Below are 24,379 nucleotides of genomic sequence, written 5' to 3'. Positions count from 1 at the left end.
GGGTGCCAATTATTTCATGCCAGCACCGCAACGGCCTTGATCTGCGCCCAGAGTTGCTGTCCCGGGTGAAGCCTCATGTTGTCGTAGGAGTAGCGGGTAATACGCGCCAGCAGCGGTGTGCCGCCCGCATCGAGCCGCACCAGTACATGAGCCGTATTGTCGGCGGCGACTTCGCTGATCACGGTCACGGGCAAGCGGTTGAGAATGCTGCTTTGGTCATCCGCATGCAGGTTGAGGCTGACATCGCGTGCCTGCACCTTGACCCGCAATGTCTTGCCCTTTGCCAGTTCGGTGTGAGCAACGGTCAGGCGCAGGTCGCTGTTGGGCAGGGTGATGGTCAGTAGCTGGTAATGACTGTCGTAGGCGCTCACTGCGCCTTCGATCACCACGCCAGCATCGTCGCCCATGGCCAGCGGCAGATCGAGTCTGGCGAGGGTTTCTTCGATGGGGCCGCTGGCCAGGACGCTGCCTTCCTCTAGCAGCACCAGATGATCCGCCAGACGTGCAACTTCATCCTGAGAGTGGCTGACGTAGAGCATGGGGATTTCCAGTTCGTCATGCAGGCGTTCCAGGTACGGCAGGATTTCGTTCTTGCGCCGGGTATCCAGCGCAGCCAGCGGCTCGTCGAGCAGCATCAGGCGCGGGCTGGTCAGCAGGGCACGGGCGATACCGACCCTCTGGCGTTCGCCGCCTGAGAGTTTGTCCGGCAGGCGATCGAGCAGATGATCGATGCCCAGCAGGACGGTCGCGTGTTGCATCGGGATGCTGCGCTGGTTTTTGGGCGTTCGGTTCAGGCCGAATTCCAGGTTGCCGCGCACGGACAGGTGTGGGAACAGGCTGGCTTCCTGAAAGACATAGCCGATCGAGCGCTTGTGCGGTGCGAGGAATATGCCGTTGGCCGAGTCCTGCCAGACCTCGCCATTAACCTGGATAAACCCCTGTTGCGCTTTCTCCAGGCCGGCGATGCAGCGCAGGCAGGTGGTCTTGCCTGAGCCGGACGGGCCAAACAGCGCGGTCACGCCTGTGCCCGGCAAGTTCAGGTCAACATCCACCTTGAATGTGGGAAAAGCCATCTGCAGGCGAACGGCGATGGGCGATGCCATGAATCAACTCCAACCTGCTTTGGACTTGCCGCTTGAGTAGAGCGCCAAAAGAACCAGAAATGAAAAAATCAGCATGGCACCCGCCAGCCAGTGGGCTTGCAGGTATTCCATCGACTCGACGTGATCGAATATCTGCACCGACACAACGCGGGTTTTCTCGGGGATATTGCCGCCAATCATCAGTACCACGCCGAACTCGCCCACGGTATGGGCAAAGCCCAGGATGGCGCCGGTGATGAAGCCAGGTTTGGCCAGCGGCAGAATCACATGGAAAAAGGTGTCCCACGGGCCGGCTCGCAGGGTGGCAGCCACCTCCAGCGGGCGCGTGCCGATGGCCGCGAAGGCATTTTGCAAAGGCTGCACGACAAAGGGCATCGAGTACAGCACCGAGCCGATCACCAGCCCCGTGAAGCTGAACGTCAGGGTGCCCAGGCCAAGGCTCTGGGTGAGCTGGCCGACAAAGCCGTTAGGCCCCAACAGTATCAGCAGGTAAAAGCCGATGACCGTCGGTGGCAGCACCAGAGGCAAGGCCACCACTGCGCCTACCGGGCCTTTGAGCCAGGAGTCGGTTCTGGCCAGCCACATGGCGATGGGTGTACCGATCACCAGCAGGATGACGGTTGTCAGCGACGCCAGTTTCAGCGTCAGCCAGATAGCCGCGATATCGGCACTCCCCAGCGGCATTTACAGTTGATACCCGAAGGATTTGATGACACTGGCCGCTTGCGGGCCTTTGAGGTATTCCACCAGAGCCTTGGCGGCCGGGTTGTCCTTGCCTTTGTTGAGGATCACCGCGTCCTGTTTGATCGGGTCATGCAGTTCGGCAGGGACGATCCAGGCCGAGCCGCTGGTGAGTTTGTCATCCTTGTAGATCTGCGACAGGGCGACGAAACCCAGCTCGGCATTGCCGGTGGAGGCGAACTGATAGGCCTGGGTGATGTTCTGGCCTTCCACGATTTTGGCCTTGGTCGTCTCGATCAGCCCCAGCTTGCCCAGTACTTGCGTGGCAGCCAGGCCGTAGGGGGCGGTCTTGGGATTGGCGATGGACAGGTGCTGATACTGACCGGCCTTGAGCACGTCGCCCTTGCTGTCCACATAACCTTCTTTGGCCGACCACAGCGCCAGGGTGCCGACGGCATAGGTGAAGCGCGAGCCTTTGACGGTGTCGCCTTCCTGCTCAAGCCTGGCCGGGGTGGTGTCGTCGGCGGACAGGAATACCTCGAAAGGCGCGCCGTTCTTGATCTGGGTGTAAAACTGGCCTGTCGAGCCAAAGGCGGCGACCAGCTTGTGTCCGGTGTCTTTCTCGAAGTCCTTGGCGATGGCCTGGATCGGCGCCGTGAAGTTGGCAGCCACGGCGACCTGAACCTCACCGGCAAAGGCAGAAGTCATGCCCAGAGCCGCGGTGGCTGCAACCAGTGATCTGAGGGTGATGCGTGGCAGGAACGCTCGCATGAAACGGCTCCGGGATATTTTCAGGGGAGAATGGGCGCGACAGCCACAGGCAGTCCTTCGCTATATATTTAAATATATAGCGATGACGCATTCCCATGGAAGCGCTGTTTCACTTCCCGGAGAGTATTTTCAGCGCATTATCAGCCAGTTGCCGGGTCAGTTCGGCTGCCGACAGCTCATGCTTGATGCCGACGGCCTGGCCTGCCCACAGGTTCATGAAGTCGCCGTTACCCTGTGGCTCGGCCTTGGCACGAAGGGGGATCAATGCACCGCCAGCCAGAGGGAAGGCGGGCGCAAGCGGGCTCATGGGGCCGATTTCGCTCATGATCCGGTTGACGATGCCCCGCGCCGGGCGGCCCGTGAAGATGTTGGTCAAGGCCGTCTGGCTGTCCGTGGCGCTGCGCAGGGCCTGATGATGCAGCTTGCTGACCTTGGCTTCGGGGCAGAATAGATAAGCCGTGCCCACTTGCACCGCCGATGCGCCAAGAATGAAGGCCGCTGCGACACTTCGGCCTTCTGCAATACCGCCTGCGGCAATGACCGGCACGCTGACGGCGTTGGCAATTTGGGGGACCAGGGCAAAAGTGCCGACCTGGGTATGGAGCTGGTCGCTGAGGAACATGCCGCGATGGCCGCCTGCTTCATAGCCCATGGCAATAATCGCGTCGCAACCGTTGTTCTCAAGCCAGACCGCTTCTTCAACGGTGGTGGCCGAGGACAGGATCCTGGCGCCGGTCGCCCGGACTCTGTCCAGCAAGGCGCGTTCGGGAAGGCCGAAATGGAAGCTCACCACTTCAGGTTTCAGGGCTTCGACCAATGCGCAGCTATCGGCATCGAAAGGTGCCCGGCTTGAAACCGGAGTGGGGGCATCGTAATCGGCACCCAGTTCCTGATAGTAAGGCTGTAGCGCTTCTTTCCAGCGCGCGGCCTGTTCAGGGTCGGGCACAGGCGGTGTATGGCAGAAAAAGTTCAGGTTCAGTGGTGCCTGGCTGTGTTGGCGGATCAGCGCCACTTCTTCGCTGATCTGCTCCGGGCTCAGCATGGCGCAGGGCAGCGAGGCCAGCCCGCCGGCATTCCCGACGGCAATCGCCATGGCCGATCCCGTGGCCCCGGCCATGGGGGCTTGCAGGATGGGCAGGGTGATGGAGAGTAGATCAAGGATGCGGTTGTCAGGCCATGAACTCATGCCAGGGGCTCCCTATCGAAGGCAGTCAAACTGCTATTGAGCGCGCAGCCATCGCCTTTGGCAACCCTTCGATCAGATGTTGCCTCACATGGATTTGACTTTAGAGACGGTCGGTCTAATATTGCCGCCATGACGACATTATCCGATAAGCCCAGACGCCCCGGTCGCCCGCCCAAGGTGGACCGCGAAAACCTGGAAACCCGCGAAGCCCTGATTCGCCGAGGCCTTGAGGTCCTGACCGAGCAGGGCTACATGGCCACGGGCATCGATTACATCCTCAAGGAAGTGGGCGTTCCCAAAGGCTCCTTCTATCACTATTTTGCCAGCAAGGAAGTCTTTGGCCGTGCAGTGCTGGAGAGCTACGCCGGTTACTTCGCCCGTCGCCTGGACCGCTGGCTGCTGGATGAATCGCTTTCGCCGCTGGAGCGGCTGGTAGGGTTCGTGCAGAGTGCCAAGCACGGCATGGCGCGCCATGGTTATCGGCGTGGTTGCATGGTGGGTAATTTTGGTCAGGAAATCAGCGTCTTACCTGAATCCTTTCGCACTGAACTTGAAGATATCCTCCAGGATTGGCAGGCGAAACTTGCCCATTGTCTGAAGGCCGCCCAGCAGGCTGGCGAGCTGGCCAGGGATGCGGACTGCAATGAGCTGGCGGCTTTTTTCTGGATCGGCTGGGAAGGCGCGGTGCTGCGTGCGCGGCTGGTCAAAAGCGACAAACCCTTGAATACCTTTATTGCGGGCTTTCTTCGCGGCTTGCCGCAATGATTGCTCGGGTCTATTTAAAGACGATCGGTCTAAATTGGAGGTGCATATGTTCAAAGGCATTTTGATCAACAAGGACGAGCAAGGATATCGCGCCAGCCTGGCAGATATCGATGAATCCTCGCTGCCGCCGGGCGATGTCACGGTGCAGGTGTCCAGCAGCACCCTCAACTACAAAGATGCCCTGGCTATCACCGGTGCCAGCCCAGTGGTACGCAGTTTTCCCATGGTGCCGGGGATCGATCTGGCAGGGACGGTCGAAAGCAGCGAGTCGCCGGAATTCAAGGTGGGCGATCAGGTCCTGCTCAATGGCTGGGGTGTGGGTGAAGCCCATTGGGGTGGTCTGGCTGCCAGGGCACGGCTCAAGAGCCAGTGGCTGATTCCACTGCCCGAGGCGTTCACGCCAGCCCAGGCCATGGCCATCGGCACGGCGGGATACACCGCAATGCTTGCGGTTATCGCCTTGCAGAAACATGGCCTGACGCCCGACAGCGGCGATGTGCTGGTGACCGGTGCCAACGGTGGCGTGGGCAGCTTTGCGGTGGCCATTTTGGCCAGGCTCGGTTACCGGGTGGTGGCTTCGACGGGGCGTCCTGCGGAAAGTGAGTACCTGCAGCAACTGGGCGCGGCGCAAGTCATTGATCGGGCGACCTTGTCCGAACCGGGTCGCCCGTTGGCCAAAGAGCAGTGGGCGGCAGCCATCGATTCGGTCGGCAGCCATACGCTGGCCAACGTCTGCGCCGGCATTCGCTATCGCGGCATCGTCGCAGCCTGCGGTCTGGCCCAGGGCATGGAGTTTCCGGGATCGGTTGCGCCTTTCATCCTGCGCGGCGTAACCCTGGCCGGGATCGACAGTGTCAATCGCCCGCGAGCCGACCGCCTGGAAGCCTGGGCGCGTCTGGCTACTGATCTGGATGTTTTGCTGCTACCGCTGATCAGCCGTGAAATCGGCTTGAGCGAAGTCGTCGACATTGCGCCACGGCTGATTGCCGGTCAGGTGCGTGGCAGGCTGGTGGTGGATATCAATCGCTGACTCAGCGCGAAGTCCGTGATTTCCAGAATCTCGATCCGCTTCGCTGCCGGGTGCAGCGGATTGAGCAGGATATTGCGGGCTTGTGGCAGGGCCGAAGAAGGCACGATCAGGCCCAGTTGCTGGCTGCGCTTGAGCCAGGCCGTACCGAAATCCATGCTCTGGATATCGGCCGGGTTGCTGGCCCAGCTTTCGCCGAGGGGTTGCAGGTCGGGCTCGCAGTAAAGCTGTGGCTCGTCCGGCAGCTTCACCCGGACAAGTTTCAGCGCGATGCGCGGGACTTGGGTGCAGTGAATAACTGCTTCCAGGGCACAGATTGCAGCGCTCATGCCGAAGTACAAAGCCTTGTGCTCCCGATGATTCCAGCGCCCGCCATACAACGCTGCGCCCTGGCCGCTGAGGTCTGTGGCGAACGCTGGCGTGGTGATTCTCCAGGCCTCCATCAGACAACCCCGCCATGGGCGATAGCCGCCAGGGCCCGGCGTACTTGCTGGGCGCCGATCTCCGTTTCACACAAGCGCAAAGGGCGTTGATCTCCCAGGGCGGCATTGGCGGTCAGCATCCACTGGCTGGCCCGCTCCGGTGTTTCGAATACCTCCATGGCCTGGGTGGCAATCATGGCGATCCGGTCAAGACGCTCCGAGACGATCCGGTCCAGTGGCTGTTGCTGGCGCTGGCGACGTTCCAGAGTGGAGGTCGAGGCGTTCAGCAATTCTTCAAGGTGTTCATGGCTCAGCCTGAAAGCTTCGCGAACCGAACGGATCCACCCTGGAGCAAACCCTGCCTGGATATTCATCAGACGTTCATTTTCGCTGCGTTTACTGACCTGATTGGCAAGAAGCCAGAATTCGGCACCGGATTCGGTGCAGTGATGAGGGGCTGCGGGGGTGAACATCGGAATGCCTGTTTTTGCCGTGAGGAAACGGTCGAAAAACTATCGCAAACAGGCCATTCATCAAGCCGAAAGTTGTTACTGCCAATTGCCCGAAATCAAAAAAAAGCCATCGCACTCACGTGTGATGGCTTAAAAGATCTAACCAAAGGACTGATGAAGTAGAGCAGGTATTCAGGCCCTGCGATGCGGTTTCGCAGAGCTTTCAACGTGTTCTGTCATCGCGGGCACAGTAACACTGCCGGGACGTATTCAATTATCAGCAACAATGATAGTGATTATCATTGTTCACCCCTTGCGCGCCAATGCCTTGCAACGCCTGTCATGGGACTGTCTTTTGTTTGAAATGAAATACTTTGAATTAGATTCTCGAATACCTGTAAGAAGTTTTTCTCCCGATAAATGGGCTTCAAAACAGGTGAACGACTTACATGCAGCCATCCAGAAAATCGATGCAGCGCCCCTGACTTATCAGGCGATCCGATAGCCAACCCTTTCCCCCAAATTCATGCTTTGTCCCTCTACAACGCACGGATTTGAGCATGGAAAAGTTCGACATTCACCGTAAAACCAACTTCGACGCCCTGGTCAATGAATACGGGCTCGATGGCAGTCGTCTGCTGCCATGGGATGGTTATCCGATGCCATTTGCCGGGGGCTGGTGCGTCGTGCGCCCAGGCACCAGCAGTGAAGCCCATACCCAGATCGATCAGGAAATCTTCATCGCCATCAAGGGGCGTTCCAGGCTGGTGGTCGGTGATCGGGAAATGGAGTTTGCCGTGGGTGACATTGCGGCCATCCCCAAACACACCAATCACTACGTCATCAACGATTCCGATGAGGATTTTCATTTCTACGTGGTCTGGTGGGACATGAACTACGTGAATGCCTTCGTCGAGCAGCACAACGAGACGACGGGGTGCCTCAATGGCTAAGTTCATTGTGACCATCACACCGCCCACGCCCAACGGTGATCTGCACATCGGCCATATCGCCGGGCCGTTTCTGGCAGCAGACGTCTTCACCCGTGTTCAGCGCCAGCGCGGCCATGACTGCGTGCTGGTTTCCTACTCGGACGACTATCAGTCCTACATGCTGCGCAAAGGCATGGAGCTGGGTGTCGATCCGGTGGAGCTGGCCAATCGCAACTCGGACCGCATCGAGGCGTCACTGGCGGCCATCAACATCAAGCCCGACAACTGGATGCGCCCTTACCGCAATCCGTGGTTCGAGCAGGCAGTTGGCGAGGTGTTCGACAAGGTCCGAAAATCCGGCTTCATCGAGTTTCGCGATGCCGAAGAGCCGTATTGCCCTGACTGTCGAGTATGGGGCTATGAAGCCTTTGCCCGGGGCAATTGCAACTATTGCGGGGCCGAGTCCGACGCCAGCCAGTGCGAAAACTGCGCTCAGGCGCCCGATGCCGCGCTGATGACCGGTCTGCACTGCAAACTGTGCAAGCAGCCGTCCCAATGGAAATCCACCCATCGTGCCTTCATGAAGCTGGCGGCGTTCAAGCCGGTTCTGCGCGACAGGCTGCTGGGCCGCAAATGGCGCAAGCCCCTGGACAACTGGCTGCGGGAAACCGTTGAACACCTGCATGACTGGGGTGTGACGCGCCCTGAAGATGGCGGGCTCGATCTTGAGGCCGATGGTTCCTGCCGGGTGCATACCTGGTTCATGGGGCTGGCGGGTTACATGGCGGCTTTTCGCGAGTATGCGGAGCAGGCCGGACGTCCCGAACTGTTCCGCCAGTACTGGCAATCGGGGCAGGGGACGCTGGTGCATTTTCTGGGTTTCGACTGCGTATTCAGCCACGCCATCGTTTACCCGGCGCAGCTTTCTGCAATGGATGACATCAAGGTCAATCAGCGTTTCATTCCCAACCAGTTCCTCAAGCTCGATGGCCTGAACCTGTCCACCAGCCGCAACCATGCCATCTGGGTCGGGGATCTGGCCCGCGAGGCCTGCGCGGACAGCGCCCGTCTGTACCTGGCCAGTATTGCTCCAGAGGAAAGCGAAGGTGATTTCCGCCTGCAGCACTTCCTGCAATGGCGCCAACGTGTGTTCAACGAGTTCTTCCCGGCCTTGCTGGAAGCCGGGCAGCGTTGCGATGACTGCTGGTGGAGCGGCATCTGCGGCCAGGACGCCGGTTTGCTTGAGGCGCTGCGCCTGCAATGGCTCAAGGCTTCAGATCCCGAACATTTCTCGATGAAGGGCATGGCTCAGGTGCTGCTGGATGTGATTGCCATCACGGCTGCGCGCCTTGCCGAAGGGCGTCCGGTGATTCATCTGGCGGCGTTCCTGGCGGTGATCGGCAAGCCGCTGATACCGCAGATGTCGGCGGGCATCGTCACGGCATTCGGGCTGCCCGAAGCGCGGGTCAACGCCACGGTCATGTCCGGCTCGGCCGCTGAATACTCCATCTGAGCAGGAACATCCCGATGTTCATCGATTATGAAATTGCGGTGATCGGCGCTGGCATCGTGGGTGCCAGCATTGCCGCGAAACTGAGCAGTACGGGTGTTTCCGTGGCACTGATCGACAAGGGCGCTGCCGGAGCCCTGGGTTCCAGCAGCTATTCCGGCGGGCTGGTGCGCCTGTATGACGCCGACCCGATGCTGATGGAACTGGCGGCGTATTCCATTGGCTTGATGGATGAAGGCGTCTTCGCCACGACCTATTCCAATGCATTGCGCCGTACCGGCGTGATTTATCGCGTTGCGCCGGATCGACTGGAGGATGTCTGGAGCGCTATTCGCCAGCACGCCAGAGTGCGCTACCCGATGCATCTGGTCGGCACCCATGAACTTGACGGCGTGCATTATCCGCACTGTCACAAGGAGCCGCGGGTCAATCTGTTCGAGCCCCGTGCCAGTGTGGGGAATGTGCGTCAGGCCGTGGCCCTGTTGAGCAATGTGGTCCGCCAGTACGGGTTGTTGCTGGAGCACAGTGAAGTCAGGTCCATCGACTGCCGTTCCAGTCACGACGTGCGCATCGAACTGGGCAGCGCCACCTTGCGCTGCCGGGCGGTGGTGATTGCAGCCGGTGCCTGGAGCCCGGATCTGCTGCCAGGCATGGACTTCGGACTTGAAACCCGCTCGATCCCCCTGGCGCGAGTGATGACCGAAAGCACCTGGTTGATGCCGGTGATCGATGCGGTCACCCAAGCTTACGGGATTCCCCTGACCCGCAATATCGTGCAGACCGGCTGTGGCTTGCGAGAGGCGGGTGCCTGGCCGGAAAGTCTTGCCCTGCCTGATGAGCGTCATGCTCTGGACGCCAGCCAGCGTGTGCAGCAACTGTCGGCCTCCACCGGGCTGATCAGCGTGCTGGATGTGCTGCCGGGCTTTGACAGCTACAGCCCCGATGGCAGGCCGCTGGTGGGATTCTGCGGCGAGCACAGCCCGGTTTACATGGCAACGGGGATGTCCGGGCTTGGCTTCAAGCTTGCCCCGGCGATTGCGCAGATCGCCTACGACCAGTTGCGCAGTCATCTGGCAGGCCAGGAGCTGAGCAGTGACTGGTCGGCCCTTTCACCGGCCCGCGCCCGCAATGACTCCGCCGATCCGGGCGTACAGCCATGACCCCAGTGCAGAAGTACCGCGCTCTGCGGGTTGGCGTGAGTGCGTTGTTCGACCCCAATGACACGCCTCATGCCCGAACCTTTTTGCGGGCGCTGGCTGTAGCCCGCAACTTCATTGCCGGGCTGGACCGGGTGGAGTGGCGTTTTCTCGACGATGGCGCCAATGCCGCACGGGGGGCCGAGGTGGCGCGACAGATGATCGACTGGGAAGTCGACCTGGTGGTCGGGCATTTCTCTTCCGATGCAGCACTGGGTGCCGCGCCACTCTATCAGCAGGCGGGAATCCCCTTGCTGACGCCTGCCGCCACCATTGACTGCCTGACGCTGGAGCACCCCAACGTCTTTCGCTTTTGCCCGTCGGATCGACAACTGGCCAGTGATCTGCTGGCCTGGCTGAAAACCCGGGACTGGCAGGTTCTGCATATCGACGCCGACGGTAGCGCCCACGGTCAGGCATTGGCCAGTGCCATCGACGTTGCCGCCAGACAGGCGGGGTTGCGCCGGGTTTTCGAGCCCGATCAGGCCCAGGTGGAAGTCTTCGCCGGACGCTTGCAGGCCAGCCGCGAGCACTGGCTTGCACGACGCCAGTCGGGCAGCACGCGACCTCTGGTGCTCACCGACGACGCCGCATCGCCTTATCTGGGCCATGCACAGGCGGATGACCGCGACACCTATGTCATCGGTTTCGGTGTAGCAGGGCTGGCTGAAGAGCCGGAAAGCTCTTCGGGTCAGGCAACGGATCTTCATCAGCAACTGTACGGCGCAATGCCGCAAACCTATTACCGCGAAAGCCTGCTGATGTTCTACGTGCTTGGGGTCTTGGCCAACAGCACCTTGCGCAAAGCCGAACTGTCGGCTGCCTTGAGCAACACCCTTTTCAACACGCCGCTGGGCCTCGTCGGTTTCGACCGGGGCGAATGCCGGGGGGCGTTCAACAGTGTCTGGAAACTGGGCGAGAGAGGGCTCGTCCCCGTGACCGAATAACGCAACACCTCTATCTGCTTACTGCCATTTACTCCAGTTCTAAGGATGGTTCTTCAATGGGTAACTTAGCACCACACATGTTTAATACCGATGCGGTCTGTATTGGTTTCGGACCTGCCGGTATTGCACTTTCCTGTGTGTTTGAAGATGCACGGGAAGTGGATGATCCGCTGTCTCGCCTGACGGTCCGTTATCTTGAAGCCGCGCCGGATACTCAATGGCATCGCGAGCTTCTGCTGGCCGGGACCGATATTAATCACCATGTCTTTCGCGATCTGGTAACGCCACGCAATCCCCGCAGCCGCTTTTCGTTCGCCATGTACCTGAAAAGCCAGGGCCGTATGTTCGACTTCGGTCTGCTGGGGCGTCCTGCCAGCCGCCATGAGTGGTCGGACTATCTCGCCTGGGTTTCCCGGCAAGTCGACAGCCACACCCGTTTCAATGCGCCCGTCACTGAAATCCTGCCGGTCATTCGTGACGGTCGCTTGTGCGAGGTGCAGGTCAAGACGCCGGATGCCAGTTTCAACACACGCAATATCGTGCTCTCCAGCGGCAGTGCGCCAAGAGTTCCGGTGGAGTTCCAGGCGCTGCTTGGCCCGACCCTGTTCCATACCTCGCAGTTTCTGACCCGCCTGAAAGCCTTTGGCGACCGGCTGCCCAAGCGCTGGCTGGTGCTGGGTTCCGGGCAGAGCGCCAGTGAGTCGGTGCTGGAGCTGATCGGACGCGACAGCAGCATCGAGGTGCATTCGGTTCATCGCTCCGCTGGCTTCAAGCTGACTCAACTGGGCCAGTTCCCCAACCGGGTTTTCGCCCCGGATCATGTGGATTACTTCCACGACCTGAACCCGGCAGCACGCCACCGTTTTCTCGACTGGAGCCGGTCGACCAACTACGCCGGTATCGATCCGGATGAGAGCCAGAAACTGTTCTCGATGATCTACGAAGACACCATTGCCGGTCGCAAGCGTTTGCAGACCTATGATTACCGGATCATTTCCCGGGTGGAAAAAACCGACCAGGGCTATCGCGTGGCACTGACCGACACCTTCAGCCAGCGCACTGAACTGCTGGAAGTGGACGTGATCGTGCTGGGCACGGGCTACCAGCAGTATCTGATTCCGCCGTTGCTGAGCAACCTGCAGCCCTGGCTCAAGGCTGATCTGGACGGCGGCCTGATCATCGACAGGAATTACAACGTCGCCACTCAGGGCGAGTGTGACGTGAGCGTCTGGGTCAACGGCCTGTCCGAGCGTACCCATGGCATCAGCGACAGCCAGTCGTTTTCCCTGATGGCGTTGCGTGCCGAGCGCATCGCCAACGCCCTTGGACAAACCCTCGACTCCCTGGCCGATGCCCCGCTCCTGACACAGTGAAGTGATCCTCATGTACGACAATATCTGCGATATCGTTCACGACCAGGCCTTTCTCAAGGTCGCAGGTCTGGGGCATGATTTTTTCCTGAAAATGGAATCGCTCAACCCGGCAGGCTCCATCAAGCTCAAGACCGCCGTGGGCCTGGTAGATGATCTTCAGACCCGCGGCCTGATCGGCCCGGACACCATCCTGATCGAGTCCTCGTCCGGCAACCTGGGTGTGGCCCTGGCGATGATCTGCGCCGAGCGCTCCATCAGGTTCACCTGTGTGGTCGACCCCAACAGCTCCAATCACAACATCCGCATGATGCGCACTTATGGCGCCGAAGTGATCCAGGTCGATACGCCGGACGCCAATGGCGGTTTTCTGGGGACGCGCATTGCTTTGATCCGTGACAAGGTCGGCAGCGACTCGCGCTATGTCTGGCTCAACCAGTATGAAAATGCGGCCAACCCCCGGGCCCATGCGCGCACGACGGCGCGTTCCATCGGCCGACATTTCGGTCATGTGGATTACCTGTTCGTGGGGGCTGGCACCACCGGAACCCTGATGGGCTGCGTGCAGTATTTTCAGCGTCATCACCCCACGACCAAGATCATTGCCGTGGACAGTGTCGGCTCGGTGACTTTCAACACACCCGCCAGTCGGCGCTTCATTCCGGGGCTGGGCACCAGCCAGCGACCGCCGATCTTCAACGCCGAAGGCATTCATGCCCTGGAAATGGTGCCCGAATCGCGCACCGTTGCCATGTGCCGGGTATTGGCGCGCAGCAAAGGCTTGCTGGTCGGTGGTTCGACCGCCACGGTGATAGCGGCCGTGCATGCCTGGCGCGAGCGCATCGAGCCGGGTGCGGTGGTGGTGGCGTTGTCGCCGGACTGGGGCGAGCGTTATCTGGACACGCTTTACGACGATCAATGGGTCGAGCAGCGCTTTGGCAGTGAAGTGCTGAACATGACCCTGGCGGACATGCCGATCGTACCCGAGTGGACCACTTATCTGGCCACCGAACGCCTGCGCCAGACGCCGTTTCATGTAGTGGATGGCGAGGCAGTGGCGCGGATTCTGGCGGACGATCCCCAGGCCTGCATCGACGATGTACAGCGTGCGTATCTGGAGCATGAAGCGGGGCGCTCCATCAATCCCGACAGCTATTTCCTGCGCTTCCCCCAGGCCCCGGCCAATCGCATCATCGCCTTGCCGGCCAGCCTGTCGGGTGAACAGCCGGTGAGTGGCATCAAGTGGATTTCCAGCTTTCCCGGCAATATCGACACGGGCTTGCAGCGTGCCTCGGCGGTGCTGATCCTCAACGACCCGCTGACCGGCTACGCCTTCGCCTGTCTGGAAGCTTCGCGCATCAGCGCCATGCGGACGGCGGCCTCGGCAGTGCTGGGCGCGCGCTGGTTGAACCGGCAGCAACGCAGCGTCCGTCGCATCGCCTTTATCGGCGCAGGGTTCATTGCCCGCACGATTCTGGACATGTTCGTCAGCGATGGCTGGACGATGGATGACGTCAGCGTATTCGACAAGCATGTGGAATCGGCTCTGGCGTTGATCGAACACGCTTCGACCCGTCATCAACTCACCAGTCACCCGGCGGATCTGGAAAGCAGTCTGCAGGCCGATGTGGTGGTATTTGCGACCACCGCGCCAAGCCCTTACGTAGAGGAGTACCCGTTCCGTCCCGAGCAGGTCATCCTCAATATTTCATTGCGGGATCTGGGGCCAAAGGTCATTGCTGGCGCCAACAATATCCTCGATGACGTGGAGCACTGCCTCAAGGCCCAGACCTCGCCGGATCTTGCGGTGCAGCATTATCAGGATCGCTCGTTCATTACCGGCACCCTGGCGCAACTGATGCTGGGCCAGGTCGAGCTGAAGCCGGACCGGGCGTCGATCTTTTCGCCGTTCGGGCTCGGGGTGCTGGATCTGGCCGTGGGCCAGCGGGTGTATCAGCAGGCGATCACCGACTGCACGGCATTGTCCGTGCCCCGATTCTTCTTTGAATCGAATCGGTGGTGACGGTCATGCAGACTCTTTCCATCGAACGTTTTGTTGATGATCACGCTCCTGTTGTCGAGCCTGAGACACGCAAAATCGCCATTATCGGCATGGGCTCCAGAGGGCTGAGCATTCTGGAGCAGTTGATTGGCATGGCTCGCGATGACCGGAGCCAGCGCTGGCTGATCGACGTCTTCGACCCGCAACTGCCCGGCAGCGGCTTGCACCTGGTCGAGCAGCCGGATTACCTGATGCTCAACACCATGGCTGGCCAGTTGTCGGCGTTCTCCAGTGCCTATCCGGTCTGCGAGCCGGCGGGCATGACCTTTCTGCAATGGTGTACCGCCCATGACGTGCGTCTGAATGAACGTGGCCATACCAGTGACGACGAGCACGCTCGGCCCATCGGGTTTGGCGATTTTGTGCCGCGCAAGTTGCTGGGCCGCTATCTGCAGGACAGCTACCGGTTTTTGCTGGAGCAGTGCCCGGCCCATGTTCAGGTGCGCCATGATCCGCAGGCAGTGACGGGGTGTCAGCCCTTGTCGGATACGTCGGGTTTTCGGTTGCAGACTGCCAATGGCAGGTCATTCACCACCGAAGCAGTGTTTCTCACCAGCGGGCATGCGCCTGAAACACGCGAAGAACAGGCAGTGGGCGAGCACGTTGCCATCGAAGGCCTTGGGCTGACGGCCATGGACACCCTCGCCGGATTGACTGAGGGCCGAGGCGGGCGCTATGAGCGCGACGCTGGCTTTGCTGGCTGGCGTTACATTGCTTCGGGGCGTGAGCCGCACATCAGCCTGTTTTCCCGTTCGGGGCTGGCGTTCCATGCCCGGCCACAATGGAGCCCGGCCAGCAGTGAAAGATTACCCAGGCTGTTTTTCACGGCCCAGGCCATCGAGGTCTTGCGACAGCAGAGCGCGACCGGGCAACTGGATTTCGAGCAGGACATTCTGCCGCTGATCGAAGACGAAATGCGCGGGGTGTTCTATCAGGCCAGGGTCCGGCTTGAGTCGCCCGATCAACTGGCGTCTGTTCAGCAACGGCTGCGGGATGCAAAAAATCCCCGGTTGCGAGAGACGTTGTTCGTCCGTCTGGCCGCAGAGTGGGGCGAGTTCGAGCCTGCTCGATGGCTGCCAACCCGGCGCTGGACGGGGCAGGCCAGTGATTACAGTCAGTGGTATCGCGACTGGATCGAACATGACCTGGCGCTCAGTCGTCGAGGCATTGCACAGAGTCCGGTGAAGCAGGCTTTGGAAGTCTGGCGCGATTACCGGGATCTGCTGCGCATGCTGGTGGACCGCAACGGGCTGACGCCAGCCTCGACCCTCGAGTTCTATGGCACCTGGGCCGGGCTTTCCAATCGACTGGTCGGTGGCCCGCAAAAAGAGCGTTACGAAGACCTGCTGGCCTTGATGGATGCCGGTGTCGTCCAGGTACTGCCGCCGATGGAGGAGGCGGGCTGTTCGGGTTTCGACAGGGTCATCAATGCCCGGGTCCCCCACAGCGGCCTGTCCCGCAACCCTCAGGGCCTGATTGGCGATTTGCAGCGTCAGGGGCTGGTTCGCGCCGCCCATGCCTATCCCGCCGACGGCATCGAGACGGACAGCGTCGGCCGGGCGCTGAGTGCCGATGGTTCGGTCCAGCAAAGGCTCTGGGTTCTGGGGCCTGCCGTCGAGGGCTGCACTTTCTATAACCACTATGTCCCCACGCCGGACCCAGGCTGCCGCGCGCTCATCGAAGCGCGACGGGCTGTCGAGTCCTGCATGAATGCATTGGGTGTTAACGCTTCAACAGCCGCCAGGTTGTAACTCGCCACATTACTGATTGAATTGAACAGGATAACTTTTCATGTACGAGATCACGTTGTTGACCGCGCTCGCCGGTGCTTTCATCGTTCTGATTATCAGCCCCGGTCCCAACTTTCTGGTCATTACCCAACTTTCATTCAGCCAGTCCCGACAACAGGGGATATGCGCCGGGCTGGGTGTGGCGTCGGGAAGCATCATCTGGGCATTGCTGGCGGCTACCAGCCTGGGGCTGATCTTTCAGCAACTGCCCTGGTTGCAGCCTGCTTTGCAGTTGCTCGGCGGCACTTACCTGACCTGGCTGGGCAGCAAAAGCCTGCGCAGCGCGGGCAGTCAGCCCAAGCCGCGTGATATCCAGGCCCTGGGCATCGGCAGTCTGGGTCGCGCCTACCGTTTTGGCCTGCTGACCAATATGACCAATCCCAAGGCCCTGGCTTTCTATACCAGCGTATTTACCACCGTCACCACGCCGGGTATGCCGATGTGGGTGCGTACTGCCGGGGTTTCGATCATCGCGATCCTGGCCATTTCCTGGTTTGTCTTGCTGGCGACGCTGTTTTCGATTCCGGCGGTTCAGGCGCGTTATCAGCGCATGAAGAAGGCCATCGACATCATTACCGGGCTGTTCATGATCGTGTTCGGTCTGCGACTGCTGTTCGGTTTATTGCCTGCCGGTTTCATCGGCTGAAGCAACTAGCGCCTCAATAAGGAATAGACCTATGCACACTAACGACTGGAACTATCCCACTTCGATCCGGGTGGGCGCGGGGCGTGTCAGAGAGTTGGCCGATGCCTGCCGTGCCACAGGGATCAAGCGTCCGTTGCTGATTACCGATACGTTTCTGGGCAGCACCGACATGATCCACAGCGCCTTGGCCGATTGCCGCGAAGCGCTGGGCTACTGCGGCCTGTTCGATCAGGTCAAGGGCAACCCCACCGGCGACAATGTCGCCAATGGCTTGCAGGCTTACAAGTCGGGAGGGCATGACGGTGTCATCGCCTTTGGTGGCGGTTCGGCGCTGGATGCGGCCAAGGCGGTGGCGCTGATGTCGGGGCAGGCTCGTCCGCTCTGGGATTTCGAGGACATCGGCCAGAACCATCTGCGGGCCGATCCTCTGGGGATTGCACCGGTCATTGCCTTGCCCACTACGGCGGGCACGGGCTCGGAAGTCGGGCGGGCGTCGGTGATTACCGATGAGGCGGCGCGGGTCAAACGCACCATTCTGCATATCCGCATGCTGCCGCGCATTGCGATTCTGGATGCAAACCTGACTCTGGATCTGCCAGCGCAACTGACTGCGGCGACTGGCGCTGACGCGCTGACCCATTGCATGGAAGCCTATTGCTCGCCGGTCTATCACCCGATGGCCGAGGCCGTGGCGGTCAAGGGCATGCAATTGATCAAGGTTCACTTGCCCAGAGTCGTGGCGGATGGTCACGATCTTGAGGCTCGCCAGCAGATGCTGGTGGCTTCAAGCATGGGTGCGGCGGCCTTCCAGCGGGGGCTGGGCGGCGTGCATGCCATCGCCCAGAGCCTGGGTGCCTTGTATGACCTGCACCACGGTTTGCTCAATGCCATTTTGTTGCCTTATGTGCTGCAAGCCAATGAGTCGGCCCTGACCCCGCAAATGGACGATCTGGCGGTTTACCTGCGCCTGCCCAGGTCGGGCTTCGAGGGTGTCATGGAGTGGCTGTTGCAACTGCGCGAAGAAATCGGCATTCCCCACACCCTGGGAGCCATTGGCATCGATGAGCGGGATGCGGAGCTGGTGGGGCGTATGGCCTTTGCCGATGGCTGTTCGCATACCAACCCGATCCGTCATTCGGCGCAGGCCTATTCGCAGATATTCATTCATGCAGTCAGAGGGCAGTAGCGTATGCCCTTTATCGATGGGCCGGTCATCAAGCGTCTGGCCGACGTCTGGCATGGTGTTGTCGATCAGGGCTCGATTGTGGGCGGTGTGCTGGTGGTGGCTCAGGAGGGCGAGATTCGCTACGCCTCCGCTCGTGGCTGGGCGGATCGTGAAAGCCGCATAACGGTCGAGCGCGATACACGGTTTCGTCTGGCGTCGCTGACCAAGCTGCTGACCTCGGTCACGGCTTTGCGTCTCTGCGAGCTGGGAGTCCTGTCGCTGGAGGCGCCGGTGACGACCTGGCTCAAGGACTTTCGTCCGCAACTGGCCGATGGTCGAGAGCCGGTCATCACCTTGAGGCATTTGCTGTCGCACACCGCCGGTCTGAGCTATGGCTTCGAGCAACCACCGGGCAATGCCTATGCTCTGGCCGGTGTGTCGGACGGGCTGGACCTTGTTGCCATGGACCTGCAACAGAACCTGCAACGTCTGGCCAGTGTGCCTCTGCTGTTCGAGCCAGGCATGGCCTGGGGATATTCGCTGGCCACGGATGTGGTGGGCGCTGTTATCGAACAGGCCACCGACCTTGCATTGCCGCAAGCGATAGCCCGTTGGGTAACGGAGCCATTGGCCATGAATGCGACAGGGTTCAGCCCCGATGACGATCAACGGCTGGCCAGTGCCTACAAGGACGGGAGGAGTGGTCCCGAACGTGTGGGCCGTCATGATCTGCTGGCGCTCGACAGCGGTCATGCCTGGCTGTCGTCGAGCCGTGCCTTTGAGCCAGAGGCCTATGCTTCTGGTGGCGCAGGCATGCTGGGCACTGCCGATGATTATCTGCGCCTGCTGGAATGCCTACGTCTGGGCGGTTCACCGATATTGACCGCCGCGAGTACCGCCAGCCTGTTGGGCAATGCGATTGGCGAGACGGGCCTGGCGGGCAGGGGAGCCGGCTGGAAGTTCGGCCTTGGCCCGGTGGTCCTGACCGATCCCGCGCTGGCCAAGCATCCCCAGAGCGCGGGTACCTGGTCTTGGTGTGGTTTATATGGCTGTCATTACTGGGTCGATCCGCAGGCCGGGATCAGCCTGGTTGCCCTGACCAATACCGCCGTGGCCGGTGCATGGGGGGTATTGGCCGATGGGCTGGTCGGGGCCATCTACCAAGGACATGAATCAATTTGTGGGAGGCAGCTTGCTGGCGACTTCAGCGTATGACGCGGAATATTTGTCGGATTTCACGCCTCTGTCGCCAGCAAGCTGCCTCCCACAAGTTTGTCATGTGCCTTGACTGATCGGCATTGGCCAATATCAGGCCCTGGCAAACTGCTTGCGGTAGCTGCTGGGGCTGATACCCACCAGATTGCGGAAATGTCGGCGGAAGGACTCTTCCGAGCCGAAGCCTGCTCTGTCTACCACCTCATTGAGGCGGATTCGCGAAGATTCCAGCAATTCCTTGGCGTAGGCGATGCGTTCGCCCAGCAGCCAGTCATAAGGCGTCAGTCCGGTGCTTTCCATGAAGCTGCGGTGCAGGGTGCGGGTACTGACGGCGGCGCGGGAGGCCATTTCCTTGATGGTGTGCGGGCGCTGCAAGTCGCTGCGGATCCAGTCCATCAGGTTGGAGATCGGCCCGTCGGCGGCTGCAACCAGCTGCCGTGAAGCGTATTGCGATTGTCCGCCTTCGCGATGGGGCGGGATCACCATGCGTTGCGCCACCATGTTGGCGACCCGGGAGCCGTGATCGTTACGCACCAGATGCAGCATCATGTCCAGGCCAGCGGCAGAGCCGGCAGCGGTGACGATACTGCCCTGATCGACATACAGCTCGTTCGGTTGAATGGTCAGGCCCGGATACATGGTTGCCAGCAGGTCGGTGTAACGCCAGTGAGTGGTCACCTTGTGCCCGTCGAGCAGACCGGCCGCCGCAAGCACAAAGGCACCCGTGCAGATCGAGCAGATGCGTGCCCCACGAGCATGGGCTGCCTGAAGCTGTTCGATAAGCCGTTGCGGGATGGCGGATTCCACTCCACGCCAGCCGGGCACGATGATGGTGTCGGCGTTTTCCAGCAGCACGTCACCGGGCGTCGGCACGATGGTAATGCCGCCAGCGGCCGTGATCGGGCCATCATCCACCGGAAAGGTTGCGAACTCATACCAGTTGACGCCCAGCTCAGGCCGTTTCAGGGCGAAGACTTCCACCGTGCAGCCAAATTCGAAGGTGCAGAGCTGGTTATAGATGAGGGCAACGACGAGATGATTTTTCATGGCGCGATGTTACCGGATATTGGCATTACCGACAGTAGTTCGGTGTGATGCTACTGGGTAATCTGGCGGCTGTCACCAAGTACTCTGGAGCCCCCTTCATGTCACTCAATATCGGTATCTACGTCTATGACGACGTCGAAGTCCTTGACTTCGCAGGGCCCTATGAAGTGTTCACCACCGCCACACGCATGCACGCACGCAAGAGCCGCGACGAACGGCCACTGTTCAACGTATTCACCATCGGCCGAAGCACCGCTTCGGTACGCGCCAGGGCTGGCCTGAAGGTCGACCCGGACTATTCGATTCACGATCATCCCGCCATGGATTGCCTGATCGTACCGGGCGGCGTGGTCAATGCCGAACTGGAAAAACCCGATGTCATCCACTGGATCAGCGATCAGTCCGTACCCGGTCGTGTGGTTGCCGCCGTTTGCACCGGAGCCTTCATGCTGGCCAAGACCGGCAAACTGGCAGGCAAGCAGGTCACCACTCACTGGGAAGACATCGCCGACCTCAAGGAAATGTTCCCCTCCATCGACGTACTGAGCACCCTGCGCTGGGTCGACGAAGGTGCATTCGTGACGTCGGCGGGCATTTCCGCCGGTATCGACATGAGCCTGCACCTGGTTGAACGCCTGCACAGTCGCGAACTGGCGGAACGTACTGCACTGCAACTAGACTTCGACTGGACCGAAAACGACTAAGTAATCCTGCCATCCCGTCCTTTTTCTGTTTTTTCGGAAGCATCGGTGCCGATATTCCCTCTGGCTGTCAGTCTGTCAGCCGGACGGGAGCATCACTGATTTCGTCACGCACTTGTGCGTAACGCGCCTTTCTCGAAAAATGCAGCGGTCGCTTTACCCCGTCTGACACATCCTTCTGAACTGTCCTGTGGCAGGCATCGGGATTGCGTTTGCGGGGCTTCTTGTATTCCCTTCACCAACCTGCTCAATTGCAGGCCCGCGCCCATTTCGCCACGTCCAGAGTGCAGGAAATATGAAAACCCATTTCTTCAAAGTCGTTCAAGCCGTTGCATTGCATGGTTCTTTCTCGGAGGCTGCGGCCATCCTGGGTTGTAGTCAGTCCAATATCAGTTACGCCATCAAGGAGGTTGAGGATTTTTTCGAAAAACGCCTGTTCATCCGCAGCCGTACAGGCTGCACCCTGACCCCGGAAGGAAAAGTCATCACCCAGACTCTTGGAAACATCGTGGCGACGCTTGAACAACTAAAAAAAATGGGGCCAGCGGTAGCGTAACGATTCACTATTTCACCCACATTCTCGAAACGAGCCTGGACACATCCCTGGATTTCCTGGCCCGGATTTACCCCGATATCCATTTGAGCGTTGTGCACAGCAACGAGCAGAACCCTTCCCTGGAGCCCTTGAGAAAAGAGCTGGCCGATATCCTGATTCTGCCCAGCACCGTGCTGAGCGAGCACTATATCGAGCATCATCACTGGTCCGACTATTACGTGCTGGCGTGTGCCAAGAGTCGGCAGCCTTCCATGCGCAGTTTCACCGAGCTTTCCCAGACCGTGCGCTATGTCGCGTGGCGTCATCCAGGTCTGGAGCGGCTGCACAACCAATTGGCATCCGCCCAGTTGCGCCTCAGCCATCGCGGCGAACTCAGTTGCGTGCAAACGCTGCTGGACCTGATTGCCAAGGGGCACTGCATCTCGATTCTGCCCAGTGCTTTGCTGGCCGGTCGTTTCAGGGATCTTGAGCTCGTTGCGCTGCCGTCGATGATCATGCGCCATATCAGCGTCGTCGCACGGCCCACATCGCTGCTGTCCAATGCGTCCAATGCGGTGCTGCAGACCCTGAAAAAGCCGTCTCTTGTTCCGGTTCAGCGCATGGCCACGTAAAACCGGATGCAACGTTTTCCATCGCTGGCGCTCATACCCATAGGTAGTGAATTCGGGACAGGTCGCCTGCGGTCTGTTTTGAGCTAATGGACGTGGGGATGACTGAACCTATGACGACACCGGACAAGCAGTATCTGGACTGGCTGGTTGAACAATCGATGCTCAATACCGCACGGCAGCGTGCCAAGACCTATGGCGGGCAGGGCAGGTTATGGCAGCGACCTTTTGCCCAGGCGCGTCCCAGGGATGCTTCGGCGATAGCCTCTGTCTGGTTCACGGCGTATCCGGCGTCAATCATCACCCGCGAGGGCGGTTCGGTTCTGGAGGCTCTGGGGGATGAGGCGCTTTGGCACTCATTGTCCGAGATCGGCATCCAGGGCATTCATAACGGACCGCTCAAGCTTTCCGGTGGCCTGCAAGGCCGCAATCTCACGCCCAGCATCGATGGCAATTTCGACAGGATCAGTTTCGGGATTGATCCGCAACTGGGGACCGAAGCCCAGTTGCTGAACCTCAGCCGCATTGCTGCCGCGCACAATGCGGTCATCATCGATGACGTGATTCCGTCACACACCGGCAAAGGCGCCGATTTCCGTCTGGCGGAGATGGCTTACGAGGATTATCCCGGCCTTTATCACATGGTCGAGATCCGTGAGGAAGACTGGTCTCTGCTGCCGGATGTACCTGCGGGACGCGATGCGATCAACCTGATGCCCGAGGTGGTGGATCAGCTTCGGGACAAGCATTACATCGTCGGACAATTGCAGCGGGTCATTTTCTTCGAGCCGGGCGTCAAGGAAACCGACTGGAGTGCCACGGCCGTGGTTCATGGCGTGGATGGCAAGGCCCGGCGCTGGGTCTACCTGCATTACTTCAAGGAAGGCCAGCCCTCGCTCAACTGGCTGGACCCAAGCTTTGCCGCGCAACAGATGATCATCGGCGACGCGCTGCATGCCATCGATGTCATGGGCGCCAGGGTTCTGCGCCTGGATGCCAACGGTTTTCTGGGGGTGGAGCGCAAGGCCGAAGGCACGGCCTGGTCGGAAAGCCATCCGCTGTCCATTACCGGTAACCAGTTGCTGGGTGGCGCAATCCGTAAGGCGGGCGGTTTCAGCTTTCAGGAGCTGAACCTGACTCTGGATGACATCGCGGCCATGTCCCATGGCGGCGCCGACCTGTCCTATGACTTCATTACCCGGCCTGCCTATCAGCATGCGCTGGTGACCGGTACTACGGAGTTTCTGCGCCTGATGCTGCGTCAGGTGCATGCGTTCGGCATCGATCCGGCGTCGTTGATCCATGCGTTGCAGAACCATGATGAACTGACCCTGGAACTGGTGCATTTCTGGACCCTGCATGCCCATGACACGTACCACTATCAGGGCCAGACCTTTCCCGGCAATATCCTGCGCGAGCACATCCGCGAAGAGATGTATGAGCATCTGGCGGGAGAGCATGCACCTTACAACCTCAAGTTCGTCACCAACGGCGTGTCCTGTACCACGGCCAGTATCATCACGGCGGCCCTGGGAATTCGTGACCTGAGCACCATCACCGAGGCAGACATCAAGCAGATCCAGCACATTCACTTGTTGCTGGTGATGTACAACGCAATGCAGCCCGGGGTTTTTGCCTTGTCCGGCTGGGATCTGGTGGGGGCATTGCCACTGCCTGCCGAGCAGGTTCAGCACCTGATGCAGGATGGCGACACCCGCTGGATTCATCGCGGTGCCTATGATCTGGTGGACCTTGACCCGGATGCAGAGTTTTCCGCCGGCAATATGCCTCGCCCCCAAACCCTGTACGGCAGCCTGATCAGCCAGTTGCAGCGCCCTGACTCTTTCGCGTCGCAGCTCAAGAAAATCCTCGCCGTGCGCCGCGCCTATGACATTGCCGCCAGCCGCCAGATATTGATCCCCGATGTGGAACATCCCGGCCTGCTGGTGATGGTTCACGAGTTGCCCGCTGATAAAGGCATTCAGATAACGGCCCTCAACTTCAGCTCGCAGACCATTGTCGAAACCCTGCACATGCCGGACATTGCCGCAGGCCTTGTGGTAGACATCATCAACGAGCGAGTGGAAGGGGATCTGACCCAGGAGGGTGAATTCACTATTACCCTGGATGCCTACGAAGGACTGGCATTGCGCGTGGTCAGCACCATTTCTTGACGAAATCATGACATCCGCTTCCCGATAATCACTCACGCCTGAAGGCTTGAGTG

23 protein-coding genes are annotated in these 24,379 nt (G+C 60.1%); 16 read left to right on the top strand and 7 right to left on the bottom strand.

From position 1 onward, the window contains the following. Nucleotides 1–14: 14 nt before the first annotated feature. From modC to KQP88_RS13175, 4 genes are all read right to left on the bottom strand, one after another. A complete protein-coding gene (gene modC, locus KQP88_RS13190; RefSeq protein WP_216703290.1) occupies nucleotides 15–1,103 on the bottom strand; it encodes a molybdenum ABC transporter ATP-binding protein in 1,089 nt (362 codons plus the stop codon). Nucleotides 1,104–1,106: 3 nt separating this feature from the next. Then, on the bottom strand, nucleotides 1,107–1,787 hold the full coding sequence (gene modB / locus KQP88_RS13185) for a molybdate ABC transporter permease subunit (RefSeq protein ID WP_216703289.1): 681 nt from the start codon (nucleotides 1,785–1,787) through the stop codon (nucleotides 1,107–1,109). Continuing rightward, a complete protein-coding gene (gene modA / locus KQP88_RS13180; protein WP_216703288.1) occupies nucleotides 1,788–2,555 on the bottom strand; it encodes a molybdate ABC transporter substrate-binding protein in 768 nt (255 codons plus the stop codon). A 109-nt stretch (nucleotides 2,556–2,664) separates the two neighbouring features. Further along, nucleotides 2,665–3,741, bottom strand: coding sequence for an NAD(P)H-dependent flavin oxidoreductase (locus KQP88_RS13175; RefSeq protein ID WP_216703287.1), 1,077 nt, complete (start codon nucleotides 3,739–3,741; stop codon nucleotides 2,665–2,667). A gap of 129 nt (nucleotides 3,742–3,870) precedes the next feature. Here KQP88_RS13175 and acuR point away from each other — a divergent pair, with 129 nt between their 5' ends. Together acuR and acuI are read left to right on the top strand one after the other, a co-directional pair. After that, nucleotides 3,871–4,506 (top strand): acrylate utilization transcriptional regulator AcuR, encoded by a 636-nt coding sequence (acuR, locus tag KQP88_RS13170; RefSeq protein WP_200992111.1) that lies wholly within the window; start codon nucleotides 3,871–3,873, stop codon nucleotides 4,504–4,506. 46 nt (nucleotides 4,507–4,552) lie between these two features. Beyond that, entirely contained in the window at nucleotides 4,553–5,536 is a 984-nt protein-coding gene (gene acuI / locus KQP88_RS13165) for an acrylyl-CoA reductase (NADPH) (RefSeq protein ID WP_216703286.1), read from the top strand. Here the strand turns inward: acuI and KQP88_RS13160 are convergent. Next, entirely contained in the window at nucleotides 5,497–5,976 is a 480-nt protein-coding gene (locus KQP88_RS13160; protein ID WP_216703285.1) for an RES family NAD+ phosphorylase, read from the bottom strand. The genes acuI and KQP88_RS13160 overlap by 40 nt on opposite strands. Further along, nucleotides 5,976–6,428 carry a type II RES/Xre toxin-antitoxin system antitoxin gene (parS, locus tag KQP88_RS13155; protein ID WP_216703284.1) on the bottom strand — a complete coding sequence of 151 codons (453 nt, stop codon included), beginning with the start codon at nucleotides 6,426–6,428 and terminating at the stop codon, nucleotides 5,976–5,978. The genes KQP88_RS13160 and parS overlap by 1 nt, the downstream gene beginning before the upstream one ends. Before the next feature lie 539 nt (nucleotides 6,429–6,967). On the opposite strand from parS, the gene KQP88_RS13150 reads away from it, so the two are divergent. From KQP88_RS13150 to KQP88_RS13105, 10 genes are read left to right on the top strand one after another with little or no spacing between them, the layout of a single operon-like run. Beyond that, the gene (locus KQP88_RS13150) at nucleotides 6,968–7,360 is read left to right on the top strand and encodes a cupin domain-containing protein (RefSeq protein ID WP_200992115.1); all 393 of its coding nucleotides are present in this window, start codon (nucleotides 6,968–6,970) and stop codon (nucleotides 7,358–7,360) included. Further along, nucleotides 7,353–8,852, top strand: a complete 1,500-nt coding sequence (locus tag KQP88_RS13145) for a methionine--tRNA ligase (protein WP_216703283.1) — start codon at nucleotides 7,353–7,355, stop codon at nucleotides 8,850–8,852. Before KQP88_RS13150 ends, KQP88_RS13145 begins: the two co-directional genes overlap by 8 nt. Before the next feature lie 14 nt (nucleotides 8,853–8,866). After that, complete coding sequence (locus KQP88_RS13140) at nucleotides 8,867–10,009, top strand: NAD(P)/FAD-dependent oxidoreductase (RefSeq protein ID WP_216703282.1); 1,143 nt, start codon at nucleotides 8,867–8,869, stop codon at nucleotides 10,007–10,009. After that, nucleotides 10,006–10,992, top strand: coding sequence for an ABC transporter substrate-binding protein (locus KQP88_RS13135; protein WP_216703281.1), 987 nt, complete (start codon nucleotides 10,006–10,008; stop codon nucleotides 10,990–10,992). The genes KQP88_RS13140 and KQP88_RS13135 overlap by 4 nt, the downstream gene beginning before the upstream one ends. Nucleotides 10,993–11,048: 56 nt before the next feature. Continuing rightward, entirely contained in the window at nucleotides 11,049–12,365 is a 1,317-nt protein-coding gene (locus KQP88_RS13130; protein WP_200992119.1) for a SidA/IucD/PvdA family monooxygenase, read from the top strand. Between the two features lie 10 nt (nucleotides 12,366–12,375). Then, nucleotides 12,376–14,385 carry a 2,3-diaminopropionate biosynthesis protein SbnB gene (gene sbnB, locus KQP88_RS13125; protein WP_216703280.1) on the top strand — a complete coding sequence of 670 codons (2,010 nt, stop codon included), beginning with the start codon at nucleotides 12,376–12,378 and terminating at the stop codon, nucleotides 14,383–14,385. A 5-nt stretch (nucleotides 14,386–14,390) separates the two neighbouring features. Then, nucleotides 14,391–16,175: an FAD/NAD(P)-binding protein gene (locus KQP88_RS13120; protein WP_200992121.1), complete on the top strand. Its 1,785-nt coding sequence runs from the start codon at nucleotides 14,391–14,393 to the stop codon at nucleotides 16,173–16,175. A gap of 40 nt (nucleotides 16,176–16,215) precedes the next feature. Further along, a complete protein-coding gene (locus KQP88_RS13115) occupies nucleotides 16,216–16,860 on the top strand; it encodes a LysE family transporter (protein ID WP_216703279.1) in 645 nt (214 codons plus the stop codon). Nucleotides 16,861–16,891: 31 nt separating this feature from the next. Further along, on the top strand, nucleotides 16,892–18,046 hold the full coding sequence (locus KQP88_RS13110) for an iron-containing alcohol dehydrogenase (protein ID WP_216703278.1): 1,155 nt from the start codon (nucleotides 16,892–16,894) through the stop codon (nucleotides 18,044–18,046). A gap of 3 nt (nucleotides 18,047–18,049) precedes the next feature. Next, nucleotides 18,050–19,240 (top strand): serine hydrolase domain-containing protein, encoded by a 1,191-nt coding sequence (locus KQP88_RS13105; protein ID WP_216703277.1) that lies wholly within the window; start codon nucleotides 18,050–18,052, stop codon nucleotides 19,238–19,240. A 93-nt stretch (nucleotides 19,241–19,333) separates the two neighbouring features. Here the strand turns inward: KQP88_RS13105 and ftrA are convergent, their stop codons facing one another. After that, on the bottom strand, nucleotides 19,334–20,287 hold the full coding sequence (gene ftrA, locus KQP88_RS13100) for a transcriptional regulator FtrA (protein WP_198723887.1): 954 nt from the start codon (nucleotides 20,285–20,287) through the stop codon (nucleotides 19,334–19,336). A 98-nt stretch (nucleotides 20,288–20,385) separates the two neighbouring features. Here ftrA and KQP88_RS13095 point away from each other — a divergent pair, with 98 nt between their 5' ends. The 4 genes from KQP88_RS13095 (at nucleotide 20,386) to treS (ending at nucleotide 24,326) form a co-directional block, all read left to right on the top strand. Continuing rightward, a complete protein-coding gene (locus KQP88_RS13095; RefSeq protein WP_117163163.1) occupies nucleotides 20,386–20,991 on the top strand; it encodes a DJ-1/PfpI family protein in 606 nt (201 codons plus the stop codon). 292 nt (nucleotides 20,992–21,283) lie between these two features. Beyond that, nucleotides 21,284–21,544, top strand: coding sequence for a helix-turn-helix domain-containing protein (locus tag KQP88_RS13090; protein ID WP_200992124.1), 261 nt, complete (start codon nucleotides 21,284–21,286; stop codon nucleotides 21,542–21,544). 35 nt (nucleotides 21,545–21,579) lie between these two features. After that, nucleotides 21,580–22,155, top strand: coding sequence for a LysR substrate-binding domain-containing protein (locus tag KQP88_RS13085; protein ID WP_253950610.1), 576 nt, complete (start codon nucleotides 21,580–21,582; stop codon nucleotides 22,153–22,155). Nucleotides 22,156–22,265: 110 nt separating this feature from the next. Beyond that, entirely contained in the window at nucleotides 22,266–24,326 is a 2,061-nt protein-coding gene (gene treS / locus KQP88_RS13080) for a maltose alpha-D-glucosyltransferase (RefSeq protein ID WP_216705955.1), read from the top strand. The last annotated feature ends 53 nt before the right edge of the window (nucleotides 24,327–24,379 follow it).

Source organism: Pseudomonas lijiangensis, from assembly GCF_018968705.1.
In the GTDB taxonomy this organism is placed as follows: Bacteria; Pseudomonadota; Gammaproteobacteria; order Pseudomonadales; family Pseudomonadaceae; genus Aquipseudomonas; species Aquipseudomonas lijiangensis.
This window is presented reverse-complemented; position numbering and strand designations above follow the sequence as displayed.

Excerpts from the sequence above, each read along its gene's own strand:
- KQP88_RS13105 (WP_216703277.1), top strand. The coding sequence starts at position 18,050 with ATGCCCTTTATCGATGGGCCGGTCATCAAGCGTCTGGCCGACGTCTGG.
- KQP88_RS13120 (WP_200992121.1), top strand. The coding sequence starts at position 14,391 with ATGCAGACTCTTTCCATCGAACGTTTTGTTGATGATCACGCTCCTGTT.
- parS (WP_216703284.1), bottom strand. The coding sequence starts at position 6,428 with ATGTTCACCCCCGCAGCCCCTCATCACTGCACCGAATCCGGTGCCGAA.
- KQP88_RS13115 (WP_216703279.1), top strand. The coding sequence starts at position 16,216 with ATGTACGAGATCACGTTGTTGACCGCGCTCGCCGGTGCTTTCATCGTT.
- KQP88_RS13175 (WP_216703287.1), bottom strand. The coding sequence starts at position 3,741 with ATGAGTTCATGGCCTGACAACCGCATCCTTGATCTACTCTCCATCACC.
- modB (WP_216703289.1), bottom strand. The coding sequence starts at position 1,787 with ATGCCGCTGGGGAGTGCCGATATCGCGGCTATCTGGCTGACGCTGAAA.
- KQP88_RS13150 (WP_200992115.1), top strand. The coding sequence starts at position 6,968 with ATGGAAAAGTTCGACATTCACCGTAAAACCAACTTCGACGCCCTGGTC.
- KQP88_RS13160 (WP_216703285.1), bottom strand. The coding sequence starts at position 5,976 with ATGGAGGCCTGGAGAATCACCACGCCAGCGTTCGCCACAGACCTCAGC.
- KQP88_RS13140 (WP_216703282.1), top strand. The coding sequence starts at position 8,867 with ATGTTCATCGATTATGAAATTGCGGTGATCGGCGCTGGCATCGTGGGT.
- modA (WP_216703288.1), bottom strand. The coding sequence starts at position 2,555 with ATGCGAGCGTTCCTGCCACGCATCACCCTCAGATCACTGGTTGCAGCC.
- KQP88_RS13145 (WP_216703283.1), top strand. The coding sequence starts at position 7,353 with ATGGCTAAGTTCATTGTGACCATCACACCGCCCACGCCCAACGGTGAT.
- ftrA (WP_198723887.1), bottom strand. The coding sequence starts at position 20,287 with ATGAAAAATCATCTCGTCGTTGCCCTCATCTATAACCAGCTCTGCACC.
- KQP88_RS13110 (WP_216703278.1), top strand. The coding sequence starts at position 16,892 with ATGCACACTAACGACTGGAACTATCCCACTTCGATCCGGGTGGGCGCG.
- KQP88_RS13095 (WP_117163163.1), top strand. The coding sequence starts at position 20,386 with ATGTCACTCAATATCGGTATCTACGTCTATGACGACGTCGAAGTCCTT.
- KQP88_RS13130 (WP_200992119.1), top strand. The coding sequence starts at position 11,049 with ATGGGTAACTTAGCACCACACATGTTTAATACCGATGCGGTCTGTATT.
- modC (WP_216703290.1), bottom strand. The coding sequence starts at position 1,103 with ATGGCATCGCCCATCGCCGTTCGCCTGCAGATGGCTTTTCCCACATTC.
- acuI (WP_216703286.1), top strand. The coding sequence starts at position 4,553 with ATGTTCAAAGGCATTTTGATCAACAAGGACGAGCAAGGATATCGCGCC.
- sbnB (WP_216703280.1), top strand. The coding sequence starts at position 12,376 with ATGTACGACAATATCTGCGATATCGTTCACGACCAGGCCTTTCTCAAG.
- acuR (WP_200992111.1), top strand. The coding sequence starts at position 3,871 with ATGACGACATTATCCGATAAGCCCAGACGCCCCGGTCGCCCGCCCAAG.
- KQP88_RS13090 (WP_200992124.1), top strand. The coding sequence starts at position 21,284 with ATGAAAACCCATTTCTTCAAAGTCGTTCAAGCCGTTGCATTGCATGGT.
- KQP88_RS13135 (WP_216703281.1), top strand. The coding sequence starts at position 10,006 with ATGACCCCAGTGCAGAAGTACCGCGCTCTGCGGGTTGGCGTGAGTGCG.
- treS (WP_216705955.1), top strand. The coding sequence starts at position 22,266 with ATGACGACACCGGACAAGCAGTATCTGGACTGGCTGGTTGAACAATCG.